Raw genomic sequence first — 20,600 nt, 5'->3', positions numbered from 1 at the left:
CAACCCGCTACCCGGGCGGAGGTTGCGGCGAATTCAGCAGGTCCAAGCGCTGCTCGCGGTCCCAGACCACCTGGTGGCCCCGCTTGAAGTACCAGACGCGGTGCCAGGGAATCTCGCCGTCCGGAACGAAGGCCGCGAATGGCATCTCCTCGCGCGTCTCACCATGGGCGTCGTAGCCGATGGTGAACTCGCGGGGGTCGAACCGCGGGTCCCACTGGATGCGGTGGTAGACCTCGCGGCTGGTCGTGAAGCGTTCGTCGGACATGGCGGACTCGCGGGAAGCGGGGAGGGGAGACGCGCATGTCCTCATGACATGGAGGCATGGCGCGCCGCACCCGACGCCCCACCACGGGGCCGCCTGACGTGTCGTCCCTAGGACGGATTCACACCCGCCACCAGATAGAAGCGGAACTCGCCCGAGTTGACGCTGTAGGCCGCGTCCACGCCCACCAGGGGCAGCACGATGTTGCGCAGGTACAGCCGCAGGCCGGCGCCCACGCCCTGGGCCACCGTGGCGTTCCCCAGCCCGTCTTCCGTATCCGGTAGGTAGCTGCGCACCACGCGCCCATTGACGTCCCGCAACTCCCGGTCCCCGGGCAGCTTGCGCCACATCATCATCCCCGTGTCGGAGAAGGCGACGCCGCGGAAGGACAGCGGGTTCACCGTGAAGAGGGGGAAGTGGTACTCGGCGGTGAAGGACAGGCGCGTGTCGCCCCGGAACTGACGGTAGACGAAGCCGCGCAGTGAATTGCCGCCCATCACGAACTCCTGATGGAACGGCAGGTCCACCCCCGCCACGGCCTCGCCGCGCAGCACCAGGTTGTGTTCACCCACCAGCCGCAGGCCATGGCGGTACAGCAGTCCGAAGCGCTCGTAGCGGAAGTCACTGCCGACGCCGGGATTGGAGAGCTCGTAGGAAGCCTCCAGGTTGAGGCCCTCCATCACCGCGTGCAGGTTCTGCCGCGTGTCGATGCCCACCATCAGCCGCAGGGACGCATCCTGCTGCGACGGGCCCAGGGAGAACGCGGGCGTCGTCACCTCCTCGGCGGTGTCGGGGGACTTCGCGTCGATGGACATCAGCCGGTACTTGGCCGCCGCGCGGACGCGCTCGAACAGCAGGAAGCCCAGCTCTCCGGCGATGGACGCGGAGTTCATCCGCGTCCGTCGCACCACCTCTGGGCGCCGCTGGCCGGAGCCGGCCTGGTACTCGTCTACCCGGTCGCTGCGAAGCTGGCCTTCCAGGCTGAAGCGGAGCTGGGGCAGCCCGAAGAGGTTCGGGTCCAGGAAGCCCGCGAAGATGCCGCTCTCCGCCGTGCTCACCTGGGCCGCGGTCGCGAACTTCTTGCTGCGGCCCCAGAGGTTGTTCTCCGCGTACAGCACGCCGCCGCCGACGTTGTCGGATTGCAGCACGAAGGTGGGCGCCACCACCCAGGATGCCTTGTCCTCCACCTCCAGAATCAGCCGCACCCGGCCCGGCCCGGAAGGCTCGTAGCTGACCTTCACCTCCTGGAAGAGGCCCGTGGCGACCAGCCGCCGCTCGACCTTGGCCAGGTCCTCGAGCGTGAGCGGGTCTCCTTCCCCCACACGCGCATAGGCGCGCACCGTGTCCGGCTGGGTCTTCTCCGGGCCGCGGACCACCACTTCCTCGACGACCGGGTCTGACTCCGTGATTTGCGCCGGTGCCTGGGACGCCAGGAGGCTCAGCCCCAGCGCCGCGCATCGAACCCACACGCGTCTGCTCATCACTCGTTGCACGTCCGTGAAAGGGGCTGCCGGCCGCGCCCGCCAGGCGCAATCTACCTCCAGTTTCGTCCCGGGAGGTGCTCCTCGCGCCATGCGCGTCTGCTATGCCAGGGCGCATGTTCTCCTTCATCCGCCAGTTCCGGCGTCGGCGACTGCTTCGCCGCCCCTTTCCGGAGGCCTGGCTGGGCTACCTCGACGCGCGCGTGCCCTTCTTCCGCACCCTCTCCCCGGAGCTGCGGCAGCCCTTCCTGGACAAGCTCAAGGTGTTCGCGTGGGAGAAGGAGTTCATCGGCGCCGGCGGCCTGGAGGTCACCGACGAGATTCGCGTGGTGATATCCGCCACCGCGGTGCAACTCGTGTTGCACCTGGGCCTTTCGTATTACGACCGGCTGCGGGAGGTCATCGTCTATCCCAGCGCCTTCCGAATCCCGGACCGCACGGGCGGGGTGCTGGGCGAGGCGAAGAACTGGGGCTCCGTCATCCTCTCGTGGGAGTCGGTGCTCGCGGGGCTGCGCAACCCGGGCGATGGTCACGACACCGCCACGCATGAGTTCGCCCACGTGTTGGACCGGGCCGACGGCGCCTTCGATGGCACGCCCAACCTGCGCGCGTATTCGCATTACCGGGCCTGGAGCGCGGTGATGAGCGAGCACTTCCACAAACTTCAGCAGGGCCAGCGCCGGGAACGGCAGGTGCTGGATGACTACGGTGGGCTCAACGAGGCCGAGTTCTTCGCGGTGGCCACCGAATCGTTTTTCGAGAAACCCCGGCAAATGCAGGAGAAGACGCCGGACCTCTATGAGGAACTGAAGCGCTTCTACGGGTGGGATCCCGCGGCTGGCACCTGAACGTCCGAGCGTGAACGTCTCGGCTGTGCTACGCGGCGGCTTGGATGTTCAGCTCCTGGAGTGGAATCCATGGCCTTAGCCACCGGTCTGTCCCCAGCCATGTTCATCGACCTGGAACGGGATGCCTGGCGGGCGCTGCGTGCCGCAACGCCTCTGCCGCTGAAGTCCGAGGACATTGACGGCCTGCGGGGCCTGGGAGAGCACCTCGACCTGGACGAGGTGGTGGACGTCTACCTGCCCTTGTCCCGGTTGCTGAACCTGCAGGTGGCCGCGGCGCAGCGGCTGTGGGCGGAGCAGCAAGCCTTCCTGGGAGGTTCGACGCAGAAGGTGCCGTACATCATCGCCATCGCCGGGAGCGTGGCGGTGGGCAAGAGCACGACGGCGCGCATCCTCCAGGCGCTGCTGAAGCGGTGGCCGGACCACCCGCGCGTGGAGTTGGTGACGACGGACGGGTTCCTTTTCCCCAACGACGTCCTCACCGAGCGCGACTTGATGAAGCGCAAGGGCTTCCCGGAGAGCTACGACCGGCGCGCCCTGGTGCGCTTCCTGGCGGAGCTGAAGGCCGGACGCGCGGAGGTGGCGGCGCCGGTGTATTCGCACCTCGTCTACGACGTGGTGCCCGGTGAGGCGCAGGTCGTCCGCCAGCCCGACATCCTCATCCTGGAAGGGCTCAACGTCCTCCAGGCCGGGGCACAGGAGGGGAAGCAGATGCCGGCGACGTTCCTCTCCGACTTCTTCGACTTCTCCATCTACGTGGACGCGCACGAGCACGACATCCGCCGCTGGTACGTCAACCGTTTCCTCAAGCTCCAGCAGACGGCGTTTCGCGACGAGCGCAGCTACTTCCGCCGGTTCTCCGAGCTGAACCACGAGCAGGCGATTCAGCTCGCCGAGTCGGTGTGGGGCGAAATCAACGGGCCCAACCTGGCCCAGAACATCGCGCCCACCCGTTCGCGCGCGCGCCTCATCCTCCTCAAGGGCCCCGACCACAAGGTGAAGCGGGTGAGGCTGCGCAAGCTGTAGCCGCGCGTCAGAAGCGCAGGCGGTAGTGGAGCGCTTTGGGTCGCGTCAGGGCGTCGAAGCCCAGCGCGCTCAGCGTCACGCCGCGTCCGGAGTCCTTCACGCCGCTCCATGGCAGAGCGGGGTCCAGCGCGTCACAGCGGTTCATGTAGACGGTGCCCGCTTCCAGTTGCCGCGCCAGCCGGTCCGCGCGCTCCCGGTCGGACGTCCACACGCTCGCGGTGAGGCCCAGCCGCGAGGCATTCATCAGCGCCAGGGCCTCCTCATCCGAGTCCACCGGCGCGATGGGCAGCAGCGGCCCGAAGGACTCTTCACGCATCAGCCGCGCCTGGGGGCTCACGTCGCGGAGCAGGGTGGGTTCGAAGAAGCGGCCCCGTCCTCCCACTTGTGCCGCGCGGCCACCCGTGACGAGCCGTGCGCCCAGGTTCGTGGCGTCCTGGACGAAGGACTGCAACTCGGCGGGGTGCCAGGGCTGGGCGATGGGGCCCATCGTCGTCTGCTCGGACTCCGGGTCGCCCAGCACGTAGGCGCGCACGAGTGGCTCCGCGGCGGCGACGAAGCGCTCGTACAGCGAGCGGTGCACGTACACCCGCTCCACGGCACAGCAGCTCTGCCCCGCGTTGTACATGGCACCGTCGACGATGTTCTCCACCGACTTGTCGAAGTCACAGTCCGGCGCGACGTAGGCCGGGTCGTTGCCTCCCAGCTCCAGGCCCATGTGGAGGAATCGCTCGCGCGCGGCCGTCTGCATCTTGTGGCCGCCGAGCACCGAGCCCGTGAAGAGGACGTGGTCCACACGCGCGTCACCGACGAGCTGCTCCGTCCCCGGGTAGTCCAGGAAGATGGCCTGCACCGCGCCGTCGGGCGCGCCTGTTTCGGCGAAGGCGCGCGCGAAGTGGCCACCGCACAGGGGCGTGCGCGGCGAGTGCTTCACGATGACCGCGTTGCCCGCGAGCACGGCGGGCGCGATGGCATTCACCGCGGTGAGGAGAGGGTAGTTCCACGCGGGCAGGTCCAGCACCACGCCCAGCGGCTCCTTCGCGATTCTCCGCTCGAAGCCGTCCTTGGGCGGCAGGACGATGTCCGCGAGGGATTCCTCGGCGATGGCGGCCATGTGGCGCAGGCGTCCCGCCATGCCGCCCACCTCACCCCGGGCCTGGGACAGCGGCTTGCCCATCTGCCGGGTGATGTCCCGTGCGATGGCGTCGGCGTTCTTCTCCATCGCCTCGCACGCGCGCAGCACCAGCTTCACGCGCTCCGCCACGCTCAGGGCGCGCAGCGCGCGCGACGCGGCGCGGGCTCGCTCCAGCACGGTGTCCAGCTTCACGGGGGACGTGGGCTCGACCGAAGCGGCGACGTCTCCGGTGAAGGGATTGTCGACGATGTGAGTGCACTGGCTCATGGCCCCGCAGGAAAGCCATGGACGCGCATTGCGTCATGGGGCCACGAAGTCGCCGGCCGCCCCAGCCACCCTGACGCGTGAGGTACGCGACAGATGGCGTCCGGGAAGTGTTGTCGGCCCATCGCCAGCCTCCGTGCCTCAGGGGCCGGGCGGGCTCGCCACGCAGAGGGTGCCGTCCTCGAGCCCGGCGATGCGCTGGCGGAGCAGGTACTCCAGCTCTGGCGCGCCGTCCTCCTGGATGAAATCCAGTGCCCGGTGCTCCGCCTGCCGTGCCTCCTCGCAGGCGCCGGTGCCGGCCAGCGCCAGGGCCAGCGTGTCCAGGGCGTTGGGGCTCCACGGCGCGAGCGCCACGGCCCAGCGCGCCAGCGGCAGGGCTTCTTCGCTCCGGTCCTGGTTGATGAGCATCCACGCCAGTTCACGCGCCGCGTTGGCGTTGCGCGGATCGAGCCGCAGGGCTTCGCGATAGGTGGCCTCGCGCTCCTCTGTCGCGGCGGGGGCGTGCCGCATCGCCATGCCCAGCAGCAGCCAGGCCTCACTCTCGTGGGGATGGGCCTCCACGATGCTTCGGCCAATGGCCACCTGTTCGGACGGCGCCGCGCCGCGCAGCTTCGCGGACAGCGCCAGGAGTCCCGTGGGGTTCAGCCGGAGCGCCTCATCGAGTTCGTCCCTCGCCACCTTCTGGCGGTTGGTGATGAAGGGCTCCCGGTGCGCCAGGTGTGCCCCCAGCGCGGCGAGCCTGGCGCGGATGGCATGGACTTGGGCGTCATCGAGGTACTCCTCGACGAACGCCGTTCCGATGGGAGGCACGGAGACGGTCCGCTCCACGAAGTGGCGTTTGCGCACGTATTGATAGAGCAAGCCGTCGAGCGACGGCGACGTCAGTTCGGGCAACGTCCGCGTGAGCGCTTCATCGGGCGAGACGCCCTGGTGGAGCAGTGCCAGGTATTCGGCGAAGGGCTGGGGGCGTTCATTCACCAGCCAGTGCACCAGCAGCCAGCTTCCCGCGTAGTTCGCCTCGACCTCCTTGTCCTGCTCGCGGGCCTCCAGGGTGCGGTCCCATTGAAGGACTTGTTGCATCGACCATCCTTGCGCCACGTCTCGCAGGACTTTGTTGAGCCTGGGTCGGATATGCGCGATGGCCGTCCAGTGCGGCGCTCCGACGACCGCCGTTCTCCCATCCTTGGAGATTCGCAACGTCTCCAGGTACTCCGCCATCCCCTCAGAAAGCCAACGGGGCTGACGGGACAGGGGATAGGCGCTCAGATAGTGGGCCAGCTCATGGTTCAGCGGCGACGAGGATGCCAGGGAGAGGCCGGAGAAGGTCTGCTCCCAAGTGCCGGGCCGTCCCGACAGGACGATGAGAGCCTCGCTGTCGGAGCGGAAGAAGAATGCGCGCACGCGGCGTGGGTAGAGGCCTTCGAACTCGCGCGGGCTCTGAATCACGTAGACGTCCAGCTTCGTCATCTGTTGGCGCAGGGACTGCGGCCACATCGACGTGAGGATGGCGGCGCGGGTCCGCTCCAGGCGCTGCATGGCCTCGCGGGCCTCTTCGGCGAGGAGGTCCGTGTGCAGCGTGTAGTGGTCGCTGTCCAGGCGCAGCCAGGGCCGGCCGCCTTCACCCGGACACGTGGTGAAGCGCGGGCCCACGACGCACGCGAGCTGGGTGGTGGCGAGCAGTGCAAGCAGTGCCCCCATCGCGAGGCCGTGGCGCAAGTCGGGTCGTCTCCTCGGCTGGGGCGCGGTCCCAGCGCATGGTCCATGTAACGTCTGACCACCCGGGACATAGCGGCGAGCGCTGGCCGTGGCCCGGCGTCAGCGCGTCCCGCCCGCTGGCCGCACCATGTCGATGTGGGGAATGCCGTCCTCGTCATAGACGTCGCCCTGCGTCTGGAAGCCGAAGTCTTCGTAGAAGCGCTGGAGGTAGTGCTGGGCCCCGATGTGGACGGCGGCCTGTGGGTACAGGCTGTCCAGCCGGGCAAGGCCACGCGCCACCAGCTCTCGCCCCAGCCCCTGGGCCCGTGCGCGGGGCGACGTCACCACGCGGCCCAGGCTGCTCTCCTGGGGATACTTCACACCGGGGGGCAGCACCCTCAAGTACCCGGCGAGCAGCCGGGGGCCCTGCGACTCCGTGTGGAGCAGCAGGTGTTCCGCGCTCCGGTCGAAACCGTCCACGTCCTGGTAGATGGAGCGCTGCTCCACCACGAAGACTTCCTGTCGCAGGGCGAGCACGTCGTACAGCTCGTCGAGGGACAGCGCCTGGAAGGACTTCCATTGCCAGCATCGCATGAGGAGGGCGTCTAGCACGGGTAAGCGTGCGGGGCCCTCCTCGGCGGATACCCGGCGCATGTCCCATCCTTCATTGGTACGTTCGGCGCCGTGATGACCAATGACTCCGCGCCTGGACGCCGCTTACGCCGCGTGGTGGCCGTCTCCGTGGCGACGCTGCTCGCCGCTGGACTCGCGGAGCTCGCCCACCTGCCTGCTGGGGCGTTGCTGGGGGCGATGGTGGTGTCGATCGCCGCGTCGCTGACGCTGTCCGTGCACGTCCCGGTGTCGCGTCGGGGGCTGCTGGTGGCGCATTCGGTGCTGGGGGGCGCGCTGTGTTCATCCTTCTCTCCGGAGGCTTGGAGCGCCCTCGCGGACAGTTGGACCGTGTCACTGGGCGCCGTGGTGGGCGTAGTGGCCGTGGCGCAGGGCGTGGCGTGGGTGTGCGCGAAGCTGGGCTACCTGGACTCGCGCACCGCCACCTTGGGGCTGATGCCGGGGGGCGCGTCCGCGATGGTGGCGCTGAGCGACGAGCTGGGCGCGGACGCGCGGCTGGTGACGCTCTTCCAGTTCATGCGTCTGTGCATCGTGATTCTCGTGGCCGTGGTGGTGGGGCGGTGGGTGGGGGACACGCCGGACGTGGCGGTGGCCCGCGCGGCGGACCTGCCGGGCTCGCCGCCACCGCTGTGGGCATGGCTGACGACGGCGGCGGTGTCCGCCGTGGGCAGTTTCCTGGGACTGCGCTTGAAGCTGCCGGCCGGTGCCTTCCTGGGGCCCGTGTTGCTGGGCATCCCGCTCACGGCGCTGGGCCTGCCGGTAGGCGCGTGGCCGCCGGGCCTCCTCCCGTTGGCCTTGTGGGTGCTGGGCGTGCGCGTGGGCAGCCAGTTCGATGCCTCGGCGGTGCAGGAGCTGAAGCGCGTCGCCCACGTCGCACTGGCGGCCTCGGTGGCGATGGTGGTGGGGTGTCTGCTGCTCGCGTGGGGCTGGTCCGCCGCCACGGGCGTGGACCTGCTCACCACCTACTTCGCGACGTCTCCGGGCGGCGTCGACTCCGTGCTGGCCATCGCGCTGGGCACGCGTGCCACTTTGTCCGTCGTGCTGGCGGTCCAGGTGGGACGGCTGCTCTTGATTTTTCTCGTCGCGCCGCCGTTCCTGCGCAGGCTGTCTCCCGCCCGGGGCGCGTGAGCACCCCGCTGGCCAGGCTGGCAGGCGTGCCTGCCTGAGTGGGCGGGGGCAGATGTGCGTCCGGGAGGTCCCAGGGGACGGCGGACGTCCGGCGCGGCCAGGGACGCGCGGTTAATATGTAGGCCGCGATGACTGCCCCGCACGATGCCCTGCCTGTCCCCAGCCTCGCTCCGAGCATGGAGGCGCTGGTCTCATTGCTCACGCGCCGCAGCACGGTGGTGCTCACCGGGGCGGGGTGCAGCACCGAGTCAGGCATCCCCGACTATCGGGGGCCCGGGACGCGGGCGCGGGCGCGCAACCCCATTCAGCATCGCGAGTTCCTCACGCGCCCCGAGGTCCGGGCGCGCTACTGGGCGCGGAGCCTGATGGGCTGGCCGCGCTTCTCCTCGGCCCGGCCCAACGCTGCGCACGCGGCGCTGGCGGAGCTGGAGCAGGCGGGCCACGTCCGAGGCCTCATCACCCAGAACGTGGACGGGCTGCACCATGCCGCTGGCAGCTCGCGGGTGATTGAGCTGCATGGCGCGCTGGCCCAGGTCCGGTGCCTGGCGTGCGGCGCGCAGGAGGCGCGCGAGGCGTTGCAGGCGCGGCTGCTGTCACTCAACCCTGGCTTCTCCCTCGAGGTGCTGGAGCTGCGTCCGGACGGTGACGCGGACCTGACCTCCGAGCAGCTGTCGTCCTTCCAGGTCCCTGCGTGCCTGGTGTGTGGTGGAACGCTCAAGCCGGACGTCGTCTTCTTCGGCGACAACGTGCCGGTTCCCACCGTGGCGTCGGCGTTCGCCCTGTTGGAGGAGGGCGACGCGCTGCTGGTGGTGGGCTCTTCGCTGGCCATCTTCTCCGGCTACCGCTTCCTGGTGCGCGCGTCCGAGCGCCGGATGCCCATCGCCATTCTCAACCTGGGGGAGTGCCGGGGCGTGGAGCTCGCGGACGTGCACCTGGAGGCGCGGGCAGGGGATGCGCTCCCCCGGCTCGCGGCGGCACTGGCCCGGAGCTGAAGGGCCGTACGGCAATCACCTCACGTCGTACACCTTGCGGACCGGGCTCCCTCCTCGCTCGATGTCGAGCTCGAGGTGCGAAGCGCCCCGTAGCAGCATGAAGGCCTCCAGGGCTCTGTCGGGCGCGTCGAGCGAGACGCCATTGATGCGCCGGAGCACGTCACCAGACTGGATGCCGAGCTGCTCGTAGAGGGAGCCCTTCTTGATGGAGAAGACCTTGAAGCCCTGGGGCTTGCCGTCGCGGAAGGCTGGCACCACACGGGCCTGGGTGAGCAGGCCGTCCATATTGGCAAGCGCGTCTTCGACAGCGCGGCGGGACACCTCATAGGTATGCGCACCCACCGCGCGGACGCCCGTGTGCGCGGGCGCGGCGTTCGCCAGGAAGGGCGCGTGTGAGACGCCTCCATGGCGGTCGGCGCGGATGAACTCCTCCTGGCCGTCCATCAGGAAGGTGATGCGCTCGCGCTCGATGGAGACGACGCGAGCGCCCTGCAGGTCGTCACCGGTCATCACGCTGCGGATGCGCTTCGCGTCGAGGTCTTCGACCGAGGCGAGCGACCACTGCGAGTCATGCGCCACCAGGGTGCCGAGCAGCTTCAACCGCAGGGATGTGTTCATGGCCGTGCCGCCACCCGAGGGCGGCGTCTGCTCCGGCGATTTGTCGAGGGTCAGTCCTGTGAGCTTTGCCAGACGCTTGCCTTCCAATGCCGCGCGGGGGCGTGAGGTAGCCTCGGCTGGCGATGCTTGCTCATCCCGCAGCATGTTTGAAATGCGTGGAGTGAATGCGAACTCCACGAGCAGGTTGGTCGTACTCGCCAGGAGCAGCATGGCGAGTGCGATGAATGTCGTCGTGACGAGCCAGAAGTGCTTCCGGAGTGGGGTGGCCATGGCCGAGTGCCTTTGGGTTCAGGAGTGACACGCGGCCCTTGAGCAAGCACGAGGCCAGGGCCTGAGTGGGGCTGCGCTCACTCTGGACGCCTTGCCCGCACGGGACTTCCCCAGCCACCTCTGTCACGGACGCGCGACGAGTGTGTGACTCCCTGTCACGCCACTTGGCGAGTCCGGACACGTTCGAGAACGCGCCCACGCGGGATGGTGGCACCACGGGCTCTGGCACGGCCAACCGTTCGGCGAGCGCCGCCAACGGTCAGGTTCGCGACGACGACCACCGCCATGGCGGTGTGGGCCTTCGATTGGGGAGATTGTGCACGGCGCGGAAGCCATGGAACAGGACAGGTGCCGCGCTAGGCTCCGCGCCATCATGTCGAGCCCCACCGAGTCTGCCGTGCACCCTCGCCGCTTCCATGCCGAGTCCCTGGTCCACATCCATCGGCACTTGCTGGCGTCGCTCCGGGCGGGGCCCGTCACCATCGAGGTGCCAGACCCGGACCTGGGCAGGGGTTGCTACCCCGGCGAGCGGGTGGGCCCGTCCGGCGCGCTGCTCCATCGGCCCCTGCGCAGTTGGTGCGACCTGGCGGAGGGGCTCGCGTGCCGGCTGCTCACGCCCCGCGCGGTGGATGCGACGCACATCGCGCTGACCTTCGAGCGGCTGGGGCCCGAGGCGACCTGGCACGCGGGAGGCCAGGCGGACGAAGCGGTGTCACTGCAAGAACGCTATGGCGCGGCCTCCGCGTTCGCGCGCCTGCGCAAGCTGGAGGACGCGGGCTTCTTGCTGCCGTGGCTCGAAGCGCTTGGGCGCATCCGGTTGCCGGAGTCCGGCCGCGTGCTCGACCTGGGTGTCAACCGCGGGGATGAGCTGGCGGCGTTCTCGTGGCTGGAGGAGGCCCCGGATGTGCGCTTCGTGGGGGTGGACCACAGCGCCAGCGCCATCGAAGAGGCGCGTGCCCGCTTCCCCGATGCGCGGCACCGCTTCGTCGTCGCCGACCTCAACGCGCTGCCGGAGGACCTGGGGCGCTTCCACCTGGTGGTGTCGGTGGGCACACTGCAGAGCCCTGGCGTGGATGACCATGCCCTGCTGCGCAGGCTGGTGCAGGAGCACCTGGAGCCGCGCTCGGCGCTGCTGCTGGGCTTCCCGAATTCCCGCTTCCGGGATGGTGAGGTCGTCTATGGCGCGCGGGTGCGGAACCTGCGCGAGCCCGACCTGTCGCTGCTGGTGAAGGACCTGTCTTTCTACCGTCGCTATCTGCACCAGCACGGCTTCCGTACGTTCCTGGGCGGCAAGTACGACCTGCTCCTCACCGCGGTGCGGGGCGCGAGTGATTGAACACGCGCGTGGTCCGCGTTGGCTCAGGACGGCCGAGGCTGAACGGCTGGGCTGGGGACGTGGCCAGCGCGCACCACGAAGTCGCCAAAGCCTTCACCGGGCTGACGTTCGCGTGCGTAGCCTTCGAACAATGGCTCCAGCGCGGCGAGGATGGCGTCCTCGTCGATGTTCTCCCTGTAGAGGTGACTGAGGCGCTGGCCTCGCGCATCTCCGCCCAGGTGCAGGTTGTAGCGGCCCGGCGCCTTGCCCACGAGTCCCACCTCCGCCAGGTACGGCCTCGCGCAGCCGTTGGGGCACCCGGTGATGCGGAGCAGCAGGTTGGCGTCCTGCAGGCCATGCGCCCGCAGCCGGTCCTCCAGCCGTCCCACGAAGGTAGGCAGGTAGCGCTCCGCCTCCGCCATGGCGAGCCCGCACGTCGGCAGCGCCACGCACGCCAGCGCGTTGCGACGCACCGGGCTGGCGCTGCGGAAGCTGTCCAGCGCGTGCGCCGTCACCAGCGCGCCGATGGCGTCGCGAGCCTCGGGCGTCACACCTGCGATGACGAGGTTCTGGTTCGCCGTGAGCCGGAAGTCCCCGGTGTGGATGCGCGCAATCTCCCGCAGGCCCGTCAAGTGCGGCGCGCCGGGCCGGTCCGCCACGCGGCCGCTGTCCAGGTGCAACGTCAGATGCCACCGGCCGTCATGGCCCTCTGTCCACCCGAAGCGGTCTCCGTTGTGCTCGAAAGCGAAGGGGCGCGCTGGCTGGAGCGGGAAGCCGAGCCGCTTCTCCAGCTCTGCCGTGAACCAGGGAACGCCGCGCTCCTCCAGGACGTACTTCAGGCGCGCGTGCTTGCGGTTGGTGCGGTCCCCGAAGTCGCGGTGAATCTTCACCACCTCCTCGGCGACGGCGAGCGTCTGCTCCGGCGGGATGAAGCCGACGACGTCCGCCAGCCGGGGATAGGTGGCCGCGTCACCATGCGTGGCGCCCATGCCGCCGCCCACGGAGACGTTGAAGCCCACGAGCGCGTCGCCTTCGATGATGGCGATGAAGCCCAGGTCCTGCGCGAAGACATCCACGTCGTTGAGGGGCGGCACCGCCACGGCGGCCTTGAACTTCCGGGGCAGGTACGTGGCGCCGTAGATGGGCTCGTCCTCACCGCCGGCCACCTTCTCCTTCCCCAGCCAGACTTCGTAGTAGGCGCGCGTCTTCGGCAGCAGGTGCTCGGAGATGCGCACCGCCCACTGGTACACCGTCTCGTGGACGCGCGAGTCCACCGGATTGGGGTTGCACAGCACGTTGCGGTTCACGTCGCCGCAGGCGGCCAGCGTGTCCATCATCGCTTCGTTGATGCGGGCGATGGTGGGCCGGAGGTCATCCTTGATGACGCCGTGTAACTGAAAGGCCTGCCGCGTGGTGATGCGCAGCGTGTGGTTGGCGTGCTCGCGCGCCAGGGCGTCCATCACCAGCCACTGGGCCGGTGTGCACACGCCTCCAGGCAGGCGGGTGCGGAGCATGAAGCTGTAGTCGGGCTCCAGCTTCTGCTGACGCCGCTCCTCGCGCACGTCGCGGTCGTCCTGCTGATAGCTGCCGTGGAACTTGATGAGGTTGGTGTCCGGCGTGGCGAGGCCGCCCGTCACCGGGTCCTCCAGGCTCTCCGCCAGACTTCCCCGGAGCAGGCGGCTCTGGGTCTTGATGTGCTCCACTTCGGAGAGAGGCTTGGGCTGGTGGCTCATGTCGTTGCTCGCAATCGGAATGGGTCAGTAGACGTCGCGCAGGTAGCGCCGCTGCTCGCGCAGGGATTCGAGCCAGGCGTGCGCGTCCTCGCGGCTCTTGCCGCCGTGGGTGGAGACGACGTCCACCAGTGCCTCGTGGACATCCGGGGCCATGCGCTGGGCGTCGCCGCACACGTAGAGGTGGGCGCCTCCTTCGAGCCATTCGTAGACGTCACGTCCGGACTCACGCAGCCGGTGCTGCACGTAGACCTTCTGAGCGCGGTCCCGCGAGAAGGCGAGTGACAGCCGGTGCAGCGTCTGCTTCTTCAGGGCCTCCTGCCACTCCGTCTGGTAGAGGAACTGGGTGCGGAAGTGTTGCTCACCGAAGAAGAGCCAGTTGCGGCCCTTCGCTCCGGTCTCCGCGCGCTCCTGGACGAAGGCCCGGAAGGGCGCCACGCCGGTGCCAGGGCCAATCATCAGCACGTCCTTGTCGCCGTCCTGCGGCAGCCGGAAGCGTTCGTTCGGCTCGATGAAGATGCGGACCGTGTCGGTGCCGGCCGTGCGCGTGGCCAGGTGGTACGACGCCGCGCCGAAGTGCCGCAGGTCGAACACCGTGTAGTCCACCACCGCCACCGTGAGGTGCGCCTCTTCACCCACGCGCTTGGGGCTGGAGGCAATCGAGTACAACCGGGGCGTCAGCCGGCGCAGGGACTGGACCAGCTCCGTGGCGTCCCAGGTGGCCTTGTGGGCGCGGAGTACGTCGATGACCTGATGCCCCGCCAGCAGTGCGCGGAAGGCCTCGGTGCGGCCCGGTTCGAGCACTTCGTGCAGCGCCGCGCTGCCGGACAGCGTGGCTTGTCGCTCCAGGAAGGGGCGGTTGAGCCTGGTGATTTCCAACTCGTCACTCAGCCAGCGCGCCAGCGGGAGCGTGCGGCCCTCTCGGGTGACCGCCGCTTCTCCGTCGAGGCGCAGCTCGGACAGGAAGGACGCCACCAGCTCCGGCGGATTGTGGGGCCACACGCCCAGCGCGTCGCCGGGGGCGTATTCCAGCCCGGAGCCCGCGAGCGACAGCTCCAGGTGCCGCACGTCCTTGAGCGCGCCGCGTGCAGTGATGCGCTGATTGAGCAGCACCTCCGCCGTGTAGGGCGCTTCCTTGGTGAACGCGGGCGTGGCGTGCGGCTCCCGCAGCGGCACGACCGTGGCCGTCACCGTCGCCTGCGGAGTCAGTGCTTCGCGCGCCAGGGTGTAGGCCTGGTCGAGCCAACCCTTGGCCACGGGCTCGAAGTCCACATCGCAATCGGCACGCTCCAACAGCCGGCTGGCGCCCAACTCCGCGAAGCGGGCGTCGAGCCGCCGGCCCACCTCGCAGAAGCGCGGGTAGCTGGAGTCTCCCAGCCCCAGCACGGCGTAGCGCAGCCCCTCCATGCGAGGCGCGCGCTTGCCGAGGATGAACTCACTGAAACCGCGTGCGTCGTCCGGCGGGTCGCCATCTCCCTGGGTGCTGATGACCACGCAGAGCAGCTTCTCCTTGGCCAGCTCCCGCACCGGATAGTCGCTGGCCCGGAACAGCCGCGTGGCGAGCCCGGCGGACTCCACCTGGTGCTTGAGGCGCTCGGCCAGGAGGCGGCTGTTACCCGTCTGCGTCCCGTAGATGATGGTGAAGTGACCGGCGGGGGCGGCCACGGGTACGGGCGTCACGGGGACAACGGTGGTCTGGGGGGCGCGGACGGCCAGTCCCGCCGTGTAGCCGCTCAGCCAGTGCAGGGCGGAGGCGTCCATCTCCTCCACGAGCTTGAGCAGCAGGGCACTCTTGTTCTCACCCAGCAGAGCGTTGATGAACGGGGGAGCATGGGTGGCAGGGGATGCGCTCATCGTGCGGCCTCCCGGAGGGAGATGATCCGGTCGAGGTGTTGCTGCAGGTCTTCAGTGGCTTCCAGCTCCAGCCACGCGGCGCCGGCATCGCGGGCCTCCGCCCGCAGGACCCGGCGTGTCTGGGGCGTGTCGGTGTGGACCAGGGCCACCAATCCCGCCGCCGCGAGCGCCAGCGCGACCTCCACATCACCGGGGGTGGTGGTGACGTGCCAGCCCAGGTCGAACAGCCGGCGCTCCAACTGGAATGCGCGTGAGCCCGCGTCCGGCGTGGCGGGTAGCAGGACAATGGCACCGGGCTGCCCCAGCCGTCCCCGCCGCTCGGGCTGCGTGACGAGCGAGGAGGCCACGTCGCTCTTCGTCGACTCCTCCGCGGGACCCAGGACCATGCCCGCGGCCACCGTGTCGTGCGTGAGCGCGTCGATGACGATGAAGGCGCCCGTGCGGCGGTTGTCGCGGTACGGGTCGGTCAGCAGCGGCCGACGGCACACCACCCGCACCCGGCCGATGTCGTTGAGCGACAGGGACTCGGCGGGTTGCTCGGACAGGTCCGCCAGTTCCTTGCGCCACAGCACCCGCTCGATGTGCGCGGGCGCGGTCCGCGAGGCCTGCTTCACCAGGTAGCGGCGCGAGCAGTCCAGCGGTTGTTCTCCAAACCACACGAGCATCGCGTCGAGCTGGTGGAGAGACAGCGGCGGCTGGTCCACATGGGCCAGCACGTCGCCTCGGCTGGCGTCCACTTCGTCCGCGAGTCGCAGCGTGACGGACGCGGGGGACGCGGCCTCCTCCAGCGGTCCGTCGAAGGTGTCGATGCCCGCCACGCGCGTGCGCCGCCCGGAGGGATGGACCTGGATTTCATCCCCGACGCGGACGGTGCCGGAGGCAATCTGTCCCGCCAGCCCTCGGTAGTCCTGGTGGGGTCGGAGCACGTACTGAACGGGGAAGCGGAAGGGCGCGTCGTCCTGCCGGCGCTGGTGGGGCAGGGACTCCAGCCATGCGAGCAGGCTGCCGCCTTCATGCCAGGGCGTGCGGGCGCTGGGCCGGGTGATGTTGTCCCCGCGACTGGCGCTGATGGGGAAGAGCCGCACGCCCTCGAAGCCGAGCGCGTGGGCGAAGTCCACCAGCTCGGCGCCGATGCGCTCGAAGGCGCCGCGGTCGAAGCCCGTGAGGTCCATCTTGTTCACCGCCACGGCCAGGTAGGGGATGCCCAGCAGCGAGGCGATGTACGCGTGGCGGCGCGTCTGCGGCAGCACGCCCAGTCGCGCGTCCACCAGGATGACCGCCGCGTCCGCCGTGGAGGCGCCGGTGGCCATGTTGCGCGTGTACTGGATGTGGCCCGGCGTGTCCGCGACGATGACCTTGCGCCGCGCGGTGCTGAGGTAGCGGTAGGCAACGTCGATGGTGATGCCCTGCTCACGCTCGGCGCGCAGGCCGTCGGTGAAGAGGGAGAAGTCCAGTTCCTCCCCGTCCGCGCCGGCCGCGGCCTTCAGGCCTTGGACCAGCACCTCGGAGGGCACGGACACGGCGGCGGCGGTCCGCTTCGCGCTGGCCTTCCGCACGGCGGAAATCTGGTCCTCGAAGAGCCCGTCGCACTCGTAGAGGAGCCTGCCGATGAGGGTGGACTTCCCGTCATCCACGGAGCCGACCACGACGAGCCGGAGCAGCTCCCGGGAGGCATGCTGGTCGAGCAGTTGCTGCAAGCCGGTGTCCATTAGAAGTAGCCCTCGCGCTTCTTGAGCTCCATGGAGCCCTCTTCGTCGTGGTCGATGAGTCGGCCCTGCCGCTCGGACTGGCGGGCGTTCACCATCTCGTGGATGACGGTCTCCACCGTGGTGGCGGAGGATTCGATGGCGCCGCTGAGCGGGTAGCAGCCCAGGGTCCGGAAGCGCACGCGCCGGATTTCGGGCTTCTCCCCGGGCCGAAGCCGCATGCGCTCGTCATCCACCATGAGCAGCGTGCCGCCCCGGTCAATGACAGGACGCTCCGCGGCGAAGTAGAGCGGCACCACGGGGATGCGCTCGCGCAGCACGTAGTGCCACACGTCCAGCTCCGTCCAGTTGGACAGCGGGAAGACGCGCATGCTCTCGCCCGCGTCGACGCGGCCGTTGAAGAGGTTCCACAGCTCCGGCCGCTGGCGGCGCGGGTCCCACTGTCCGTGCCGGTCCCGGAAGGAGAACACCCGCTCCTTGGCGCGGGACTTCTCCTCGTCGCGCCGCGCGCCACCGAAGGCCGCGTCGAAGCCATGCGCCGCCAGCGCCTCCAGCAGCGCCTGCGTCTTCATCGCATGGGTGTACTTCTGGCTGCCGTGGTCGAAGGGGTTGATGCCCTCGGCCAGCGCGCGCTGGTTCCGGTGGATGATGAGGCGCAGTCCGTGGCGCGCCACGAAGGCGTCCCGGAACGCATACATGTCCCGGAACTTCCAGGTGGTGTCCACGTGGAGCAGCGGGAAGGGCAGGGGCGCGGGGTGGAAGGCCTTGCGCGCCAGGTGCAGCAGGACCTGGGAGTCCTTGCCGATGCTGTAGAGCATCACCGGGTTGGCGAACTCGGCCACCGTCTCCCGGAGGATGTGGATGCTCTCCGCTTCCAGCTCCGACAGGTGGGACGCCCGCGCGAACGTGTGCTCACTCATGACCGCCCTCCGCCACGCGCGCTGGCGCGTGTCCATGCTCCGAGGTTCCTTGCGCTACCAGCGAAGGCAGGCGCCCGCGCAGCGAGACGACCTCGCCCACGATGAGCAGCGACGGCGAGCCGATTGCGTCACGCGTCGCCGCCTGGGCGATGTGGCTCAGCGGAGCCTCCACCACCCGTTGATGCGCCCACGTGCCCGCCTCCACCACGGCGGCCGGGGTGGACGCGGAACGCCCCGCGCCGACCAGCGCGCGCACCGTCTCCTCCAACCGGCTGCCCGCCATGTAGAGGACCAACGTCTGGGCCTTCGCCAGGAAGTCCCAGGCCGGCGCGCTGCCGCCTCGGTATGCAGTGGCGAACGTCACCGCCCCGGAGACACCCCGGTGCGTGACGGGAATGGCCGCCGCCGCGGGCACGGCTGTCCCCGCGGTGAGGCCGGGCACGACTTCATAGGGGATGCCCGCCTCTTCCAGCGCGAGCGCTTCCTCGCCGCCGCGGCCGAAGACGAAAGGGTCACCGCCCTTGAGCCGCACCACGCGGCGCCCCAGCAGCGCCTGGGCGATGAGGATGACGTGAATCTCCTCCTGGCTCACGGAGTCCCCGCCGCCCTCCTTGCCCACGTAGATGAGCCGGGCGTGGGGCCGCGCATGCTCGAGCACGCCAGGGTGGACCAACCGGTCATGAACGACGGTGTCCGCCTCCCGGAGCACGCGCGCGGCGCGCAAGGTCAACAGCTCCGGGTCTCCCGGCCCCGCGCCGACCAGGAACACTCGGCCTCTCGTCTGCTCTCTCATCGTGTCTCTCCAGGTATCTTCGAGTGCTCCAACTCCGTGCGGAGCCGAGCCCAGGCGGCCTTGCGCTCGCCTCGCTCCAGCAGCGCGCCGATGTCTCCCACCGCCACCTGCTTCAGCAGCCGCTGGCGCCCTTCGCCTCGGGGCAGGTGCTCGCGGAGCCAGCCGCTGAGTCGCGCCAGCCAGATGTGGTGTCGCGTCACCTGGGCGGTGAGCGTCTTGCGCAGGTGGCTGGCGAGCGCTGGGGCCCGCCCCGCCGAGGACACGGCGACGGTGATGGGGCCGCGCCTGCCGACGGAGGGCAGGGTGAAGTCACACAGCGCCGGTTCGTCCGCGGTGTTGACCCACAGGCCCACGTCCCGGGCTTCGGTGGCCACCTGCCGGCCCACGGCCACGTCATCCGTGGCCGCGAGCACCAGGTGATGGCCGCGCACGTCGCCGGCCTTGTAGGAACGGGGCTGCCATTCCAGGCGCCCATCGGCTGCGAGCCGCCGCAGTGTGGCGGTGGCCTCCGGCGCGATGACACGCAGTCGCGCGCCGGCGTCGAGCACCGCGAGGGCACGGCCCTCCGCGATGGCGCCGCCGCCCACCAGCAGGACGGAGCGTCCCTCGAGTCGAAGGCACACGGGATAATCCAGGGGGTGTGAAGGCATGGCGTGTTTCATCGGACCGGGTGGAGGCCGCACTCGCGGTTCTCCGCGGACTCCCACCACCAGCGGCCCGCGCGCTCGTCCTCGTAGGGTTTCACCGCGCGCGTGCAGGGCGCACAGCCGATGGACGGGTAGCCACGGTCATGGAGCGCGTTGTAGGGCACGCTCTTCGCCCGGACGTAGGCCCAGATGTCCCGGCTGCTCCACGTGGCCAGCGGGTTGAGCTTGAGCAGCCCATGCGCGCTGTCCACCTCTAACGTCGCCACGTCGGTGCGGGTGACGGACTGCTCACGGCGCAATCCCGTCACCCACGCCTGTTGACCCGCGAGCGCGCGCGACAGGGGCTCCACCTTGCGGATGGCGCAGCACGCCTTGCGTGCCTCTAGGCTCTGGCGGAAGGAGAAGTAGCCGTTCGTGGACTCCAACGCCTCCACGCGCGCGCGCTCGGGGAAGTACGTCTCCACGGTGACGCCGTAGCGCTTACGCACCACCTCCATGAGTTCGTACGTCTCCGGGGGCAGGCGTCCGGTGTCGAGCGTGAAGAGGCGCAGGCTGGGCGCATGCTGGCGCGCCAGGTCGATGAGGACCATGTCCTCCACGCCGAAGCTGGAGGCGATGGCCGCGCGCGCACCGAAGCGGCGCTCGGTCCAGGCGAGGAGGTCCTGCGCGGGGGCGTCCTTCACTTCAGCGGCTTCGGCGAGCAGGGCCGAGGCCTGGGGCTGCGGGGGCGACATGGTGACTCCAGGAAAAGAAAAGGCCCGCCTCTTTCGAGGGCGGGCCGCACGAGCAAGAAGGTTCGAGAAGGACGCGCTACACGCTTCTCGATGCTCGGCACCCGCCTGCAGGCGGACACGCGGGACACGCACGGCACAGACAGCACGCGCCACCCGTGGCACAGGCGTCATCACCCCCGGCGGGGAGCACGGGAGAGCGGGGGACACGGGCGTCGGTGGTGAAGGTCATGGGTGAGGAGAGTGGTGCAGGGCTGGGGGAGGAAACGAAAACGGCCCGGTTCCTGGGACAGGAGACCGGGCCGGGAAGAGCGCGAAGAGGGAGGCTTGGAAGGGCGTCCCGTATGCGCGTCAACAACCCAGGTCCGGCTGACGACAGCAGGCACACGACGGACAGCAGCGGCTGGCAAACGGCGCGGCGGTCGGTGTGTGGGAGTGCGTCATCGCGAAGACCTACGCTAGCGGCTGTTTCAGGCGCGCGTCAACCCGTCCTCCTTGATGCGGTATGCGGTGCTGGGCCAGCCCGGGGGACGCCCGCTCGCCCGCCCGTCTGGAGGGCGG

At 69.7% G+C, this 20,600-nt stretch carries 18 protein-coding genes; 5 read left to right on the top strand and 13 right to left on the bottom strand.

Features of this window, described 5'->3' with window-relative positions; genetic code table 11:
- Positions 1-7: 7 nt before the first annotated feature.
- Entirely contained in the window at positions 8-265 is a 258-nt protein-coding gene (locus tag FMQ63_RS27510) for a DUF504 domain-containing protein (protein ID WP_171410160.1), read from the bottom strand.
- Between the two features lie 107 nt (positions 266-372).
- Complete coding sequence (locus FMQ63_RS27505) at positions 373-1,836, bottom strand: BamA/TamA family outer membrane protein (protein WP_011552398.1); 1,464 nt, start codon at positions 1,834-1,836, stop codon at positions 373-375.
- A 23-nt stretch (positions 1,837-1,859) separates the two neighbouring features.
- On the opposite strand from FMQ63_RS27505, the gene FMQ63_RS27500 reads away from it, so the two are divergent.
- Positions 1,860-2,591: a M90 family metallopeptidase gene (locus FMQ63_RS27500; protein WP_011552399.1), complete on the top strand. Its 732-nt coding sequence runs from the start codon at positions 1,860-1,862 to the stop codon at positions 2,589-2,591.
- 69 nt (positions 2,592-2,660) lie between these two features.
- Positions 2,661-3,614: a type I pantothenate kinase gene (gene coaA, locus FMQ63_RS27495; RefSeq protein WP_011552400.1), complete on the top strand. Its 954-nt coding sequence runs from the start codon at positions 2,661-2,663 to the stop codon at positions 3,612-3,614.
- A 7-nt stretch (positions 3,615-3,621) separates the two neighbouring features.
- Here coaA and FMQ63_RS27490 read toward each other — a convergent pair whose 3' ends face one another.
- The 3 genes from FMQ63_RS27490 to FMQ63_RS27480 all read right to left on the bottom strand — a co-directional run bounded on the left by FMQ63_RS27490 (position 3,622) and on the right by FMQ63_RS27480 (position 7,299).
- On the bottom strand, positions 3,622-5,013 hold the full coding sequence (locus tag FMQ63_RS27490; protein WP_011552401.1) for an aldehyde dehydrogenase family protein: 1,392 nt from the start codon (positions 5,011-5,013) through the stop codon (positions 3,622-3,624).
- A 138-nt stretch (positions 5,014-5,151) separates the two neighbouring features.
- Positions 5,152-6,726, bottom strand: a complete 1,575-nt coding sequence (locus FMQ63_RS27485; protein ID WP_011552403.1) for a tetratricopeptide repeat protein — start codon at positions 6,724-6,726, stop codon at positions 5,152-5,154.
- Positions 6,727-6,825: 99 nt separating this feature from the next.
- Entirely contained in the window at positions 6,826-7,299 is a 474-nt protein-coding gene (locus tag FMQ63_RS27480; protein ID WP_011552404.1) for a GNAT family N-acetyltransferase, read from the bottom strand.
- A gap of 93 nt (positions 7,300-7,392) precedes the next feature.
- Here FMQ63_RS27480 and FMQ63_RS27475 point away from each other — a divergent pair, with 93 nt between their 5' ends.
- Together FMQ63_RS27475 and FMQ63_RS27470 are read left to right on the top strand one after the other, a co-directional pair.
- A complete protein-coding gene (locus FMQ63_RS27475; RefSeq protein WP_043612179.1) occupies positions 7,393-8,463 on the top strand; it encodes an AbrB family transcriptional regulator in 1,071 nt (356 codons plus the stop codon).
- Between the two features lie 128 nt (positions 8,464-8,591).
- Positions 8,592-9,455 (top strand): NAD-dependent protein deacetylase, encoded by an 864-nt coding sequence (locus tag FMQ63_RS27470; RefSeq protein ID WP_011552406.1) that lies wholly within the window; start codon positions 8,592-8,594, stop codon positions 9,453-9,455.
- Between the two features lie 15 nt (positions 9,456-9,470).
- Here the strand turns inward: FMQ63_RS27470 and gspC are convergent, their stop codons facing one another.
- The gene (gene gspC / locus FMQ63_RS27465; protein ID WP_011552407.1) at positions 9,471-10,343 is read right to left on the bottom strand and encodes a type II secretion system protein GspC; all 873 of its coding nucleotides are present in this window, start codon (positions 10,341-10,343) and stop codon (positions 9,471-9,473) included.
- A 373-nt stretch (positions 10,344-10,716) separates the two neighbouring features.
- Here gspC and FMQ63_RS27460 point away from each other — a divergent pair, with 373 nt between their 5' ends.
- A complete protein-coding gene (locus FMQ63_RS27460; protein WP_171452331.1) occupies positions 10,717-11,679 on the top strand; it encodes a trans-aconitate 2-methyltransferase in 963 nt (320 codons plus the stop codon).
- Between the two features lie 23 nt (positions 11,680-11,702).
- On the opposite strand, the gene cysI is transcribed toward FMQ63_RS27460, so the two are convergent.
- The 7 genes from cysI to FMQ63_RS27425 are packed head-to-tail and all read right to left on the bottom strand — an operon-like array spanning position 11,703 to position 20,042.
- Positions 11,703-13,391, bottom strand: a complete 1,689-nt coding sequence (gene cysI, locus FMQ63_RS27455; RefSeq protein ID WP_011552409.1) for an assimilatory sulfite reductase (NADPH) hemoprotein subunit — start codon at positions 13,389-13,391, stop codon at positions 11,703-11,705.
- A gap of 24 nt (positions 13,392-13,415) precedes the next feature.
- Positions 13,416-15,242, bottom strand: a complete 1,827-nt coding sequence (locus FMQ63_RS27450) for an assimilatory sulfite reductase (NADPH) flavoprotein subunit (RefSeq protein WP_011552410.1) — start codon at positions 15,240-15,242, stop codon at positions 13,416-13,418.
- The gene (locus FMQ63_RS27445) at positions 15,239-16,951 is read right to left on the bottom strand and encodes a sulfate adenylyltransferase subunit 1 (protein ID WP_011552411.1); all 1,713 of its coding nucleotides are present in this window, start codon (positions 16,949-16,951) and stop codon (positions 15,239-15,241) included. The genes FMQ63_RS27450 and FMQ63_RS27445 overlap by 4 nt, the downstream gene beginning before the upstream one ends.
- Positions 16,951-17,868 (bottom strand): sulfate adenylyltransferase subunit CysD, encoded by a 918-nt coding sequence (cysD, locus tag FMQ63_RS27440; RefSeq protein ID WP_011552412.1) that lies wholly within the window; start codon positions 17,866-17,868, stop codon positions 16,951-16,953. The genes FMQ63_RS27445 and cysD overlap by 1 nt, the downstream gene beginning before the upstream one ends.
- On the bottom strand, positions 17,861-18,661 hold the full coding sequence (gene cobA, locus FMQ63_RS27435) for a uroporphyrinogen-III C-methyltransferase (RefSeq protein ID WP_011552413.1): 801 nt from the start codon (positions 18,659-18,661) through the stop codon (positions 17,861-17,863). The genes cysD and cobA overlap by 8 nt, the downstream gene beginning before the upstream one ends.
- On the bottom strand, positions 18,658-19,323 hold the full coding sequence (locus FMQ63_RS27430; protein ID WP_011552414.1) for a bifunctional precorrin-2 dehydrogenase/sirohydrochlorin ferrochelatase: 666 nt from the start codon (positions 19,321-19,323) through the stop codon (positions 18,658-18,660). The genes cobA and FMQ63_RS27430 overlap by 4 nt, the downstream gene beginning before the upstream one ends.
- On the bottom strand, positions 19,320-20,042 hold the full coding sequence (locus FMQ63_RS27425) for a phosphoadenylyl-sulfate reductase (RefSeq protein ID WP_011552415.1): 723 nt from the start codon (positions 20,040-20,042) through the stop codon (positions 19,320-19,322). Before FMQ63_RS27425 ends, FMQ63_RS27430 begins: the two co-directional genes overlap by 4 nt.
- Positions 20,043-20,600 lie beyond the last annotated feature (558 nt).

This window comes from Myxococcus sp. CA005, assembly GCF_006518205.1.
Classification (GTDB): Bacteria; Myxococcota; Myxococcia; order Myxococcales; family Myxococcaceae; genus Myxococcus; species Myxococcus xanthus.
Note: the sequence above shows the minus strand (reverse complement) of the source record. Positions and strands in the feature narration are given on the sequence as shown.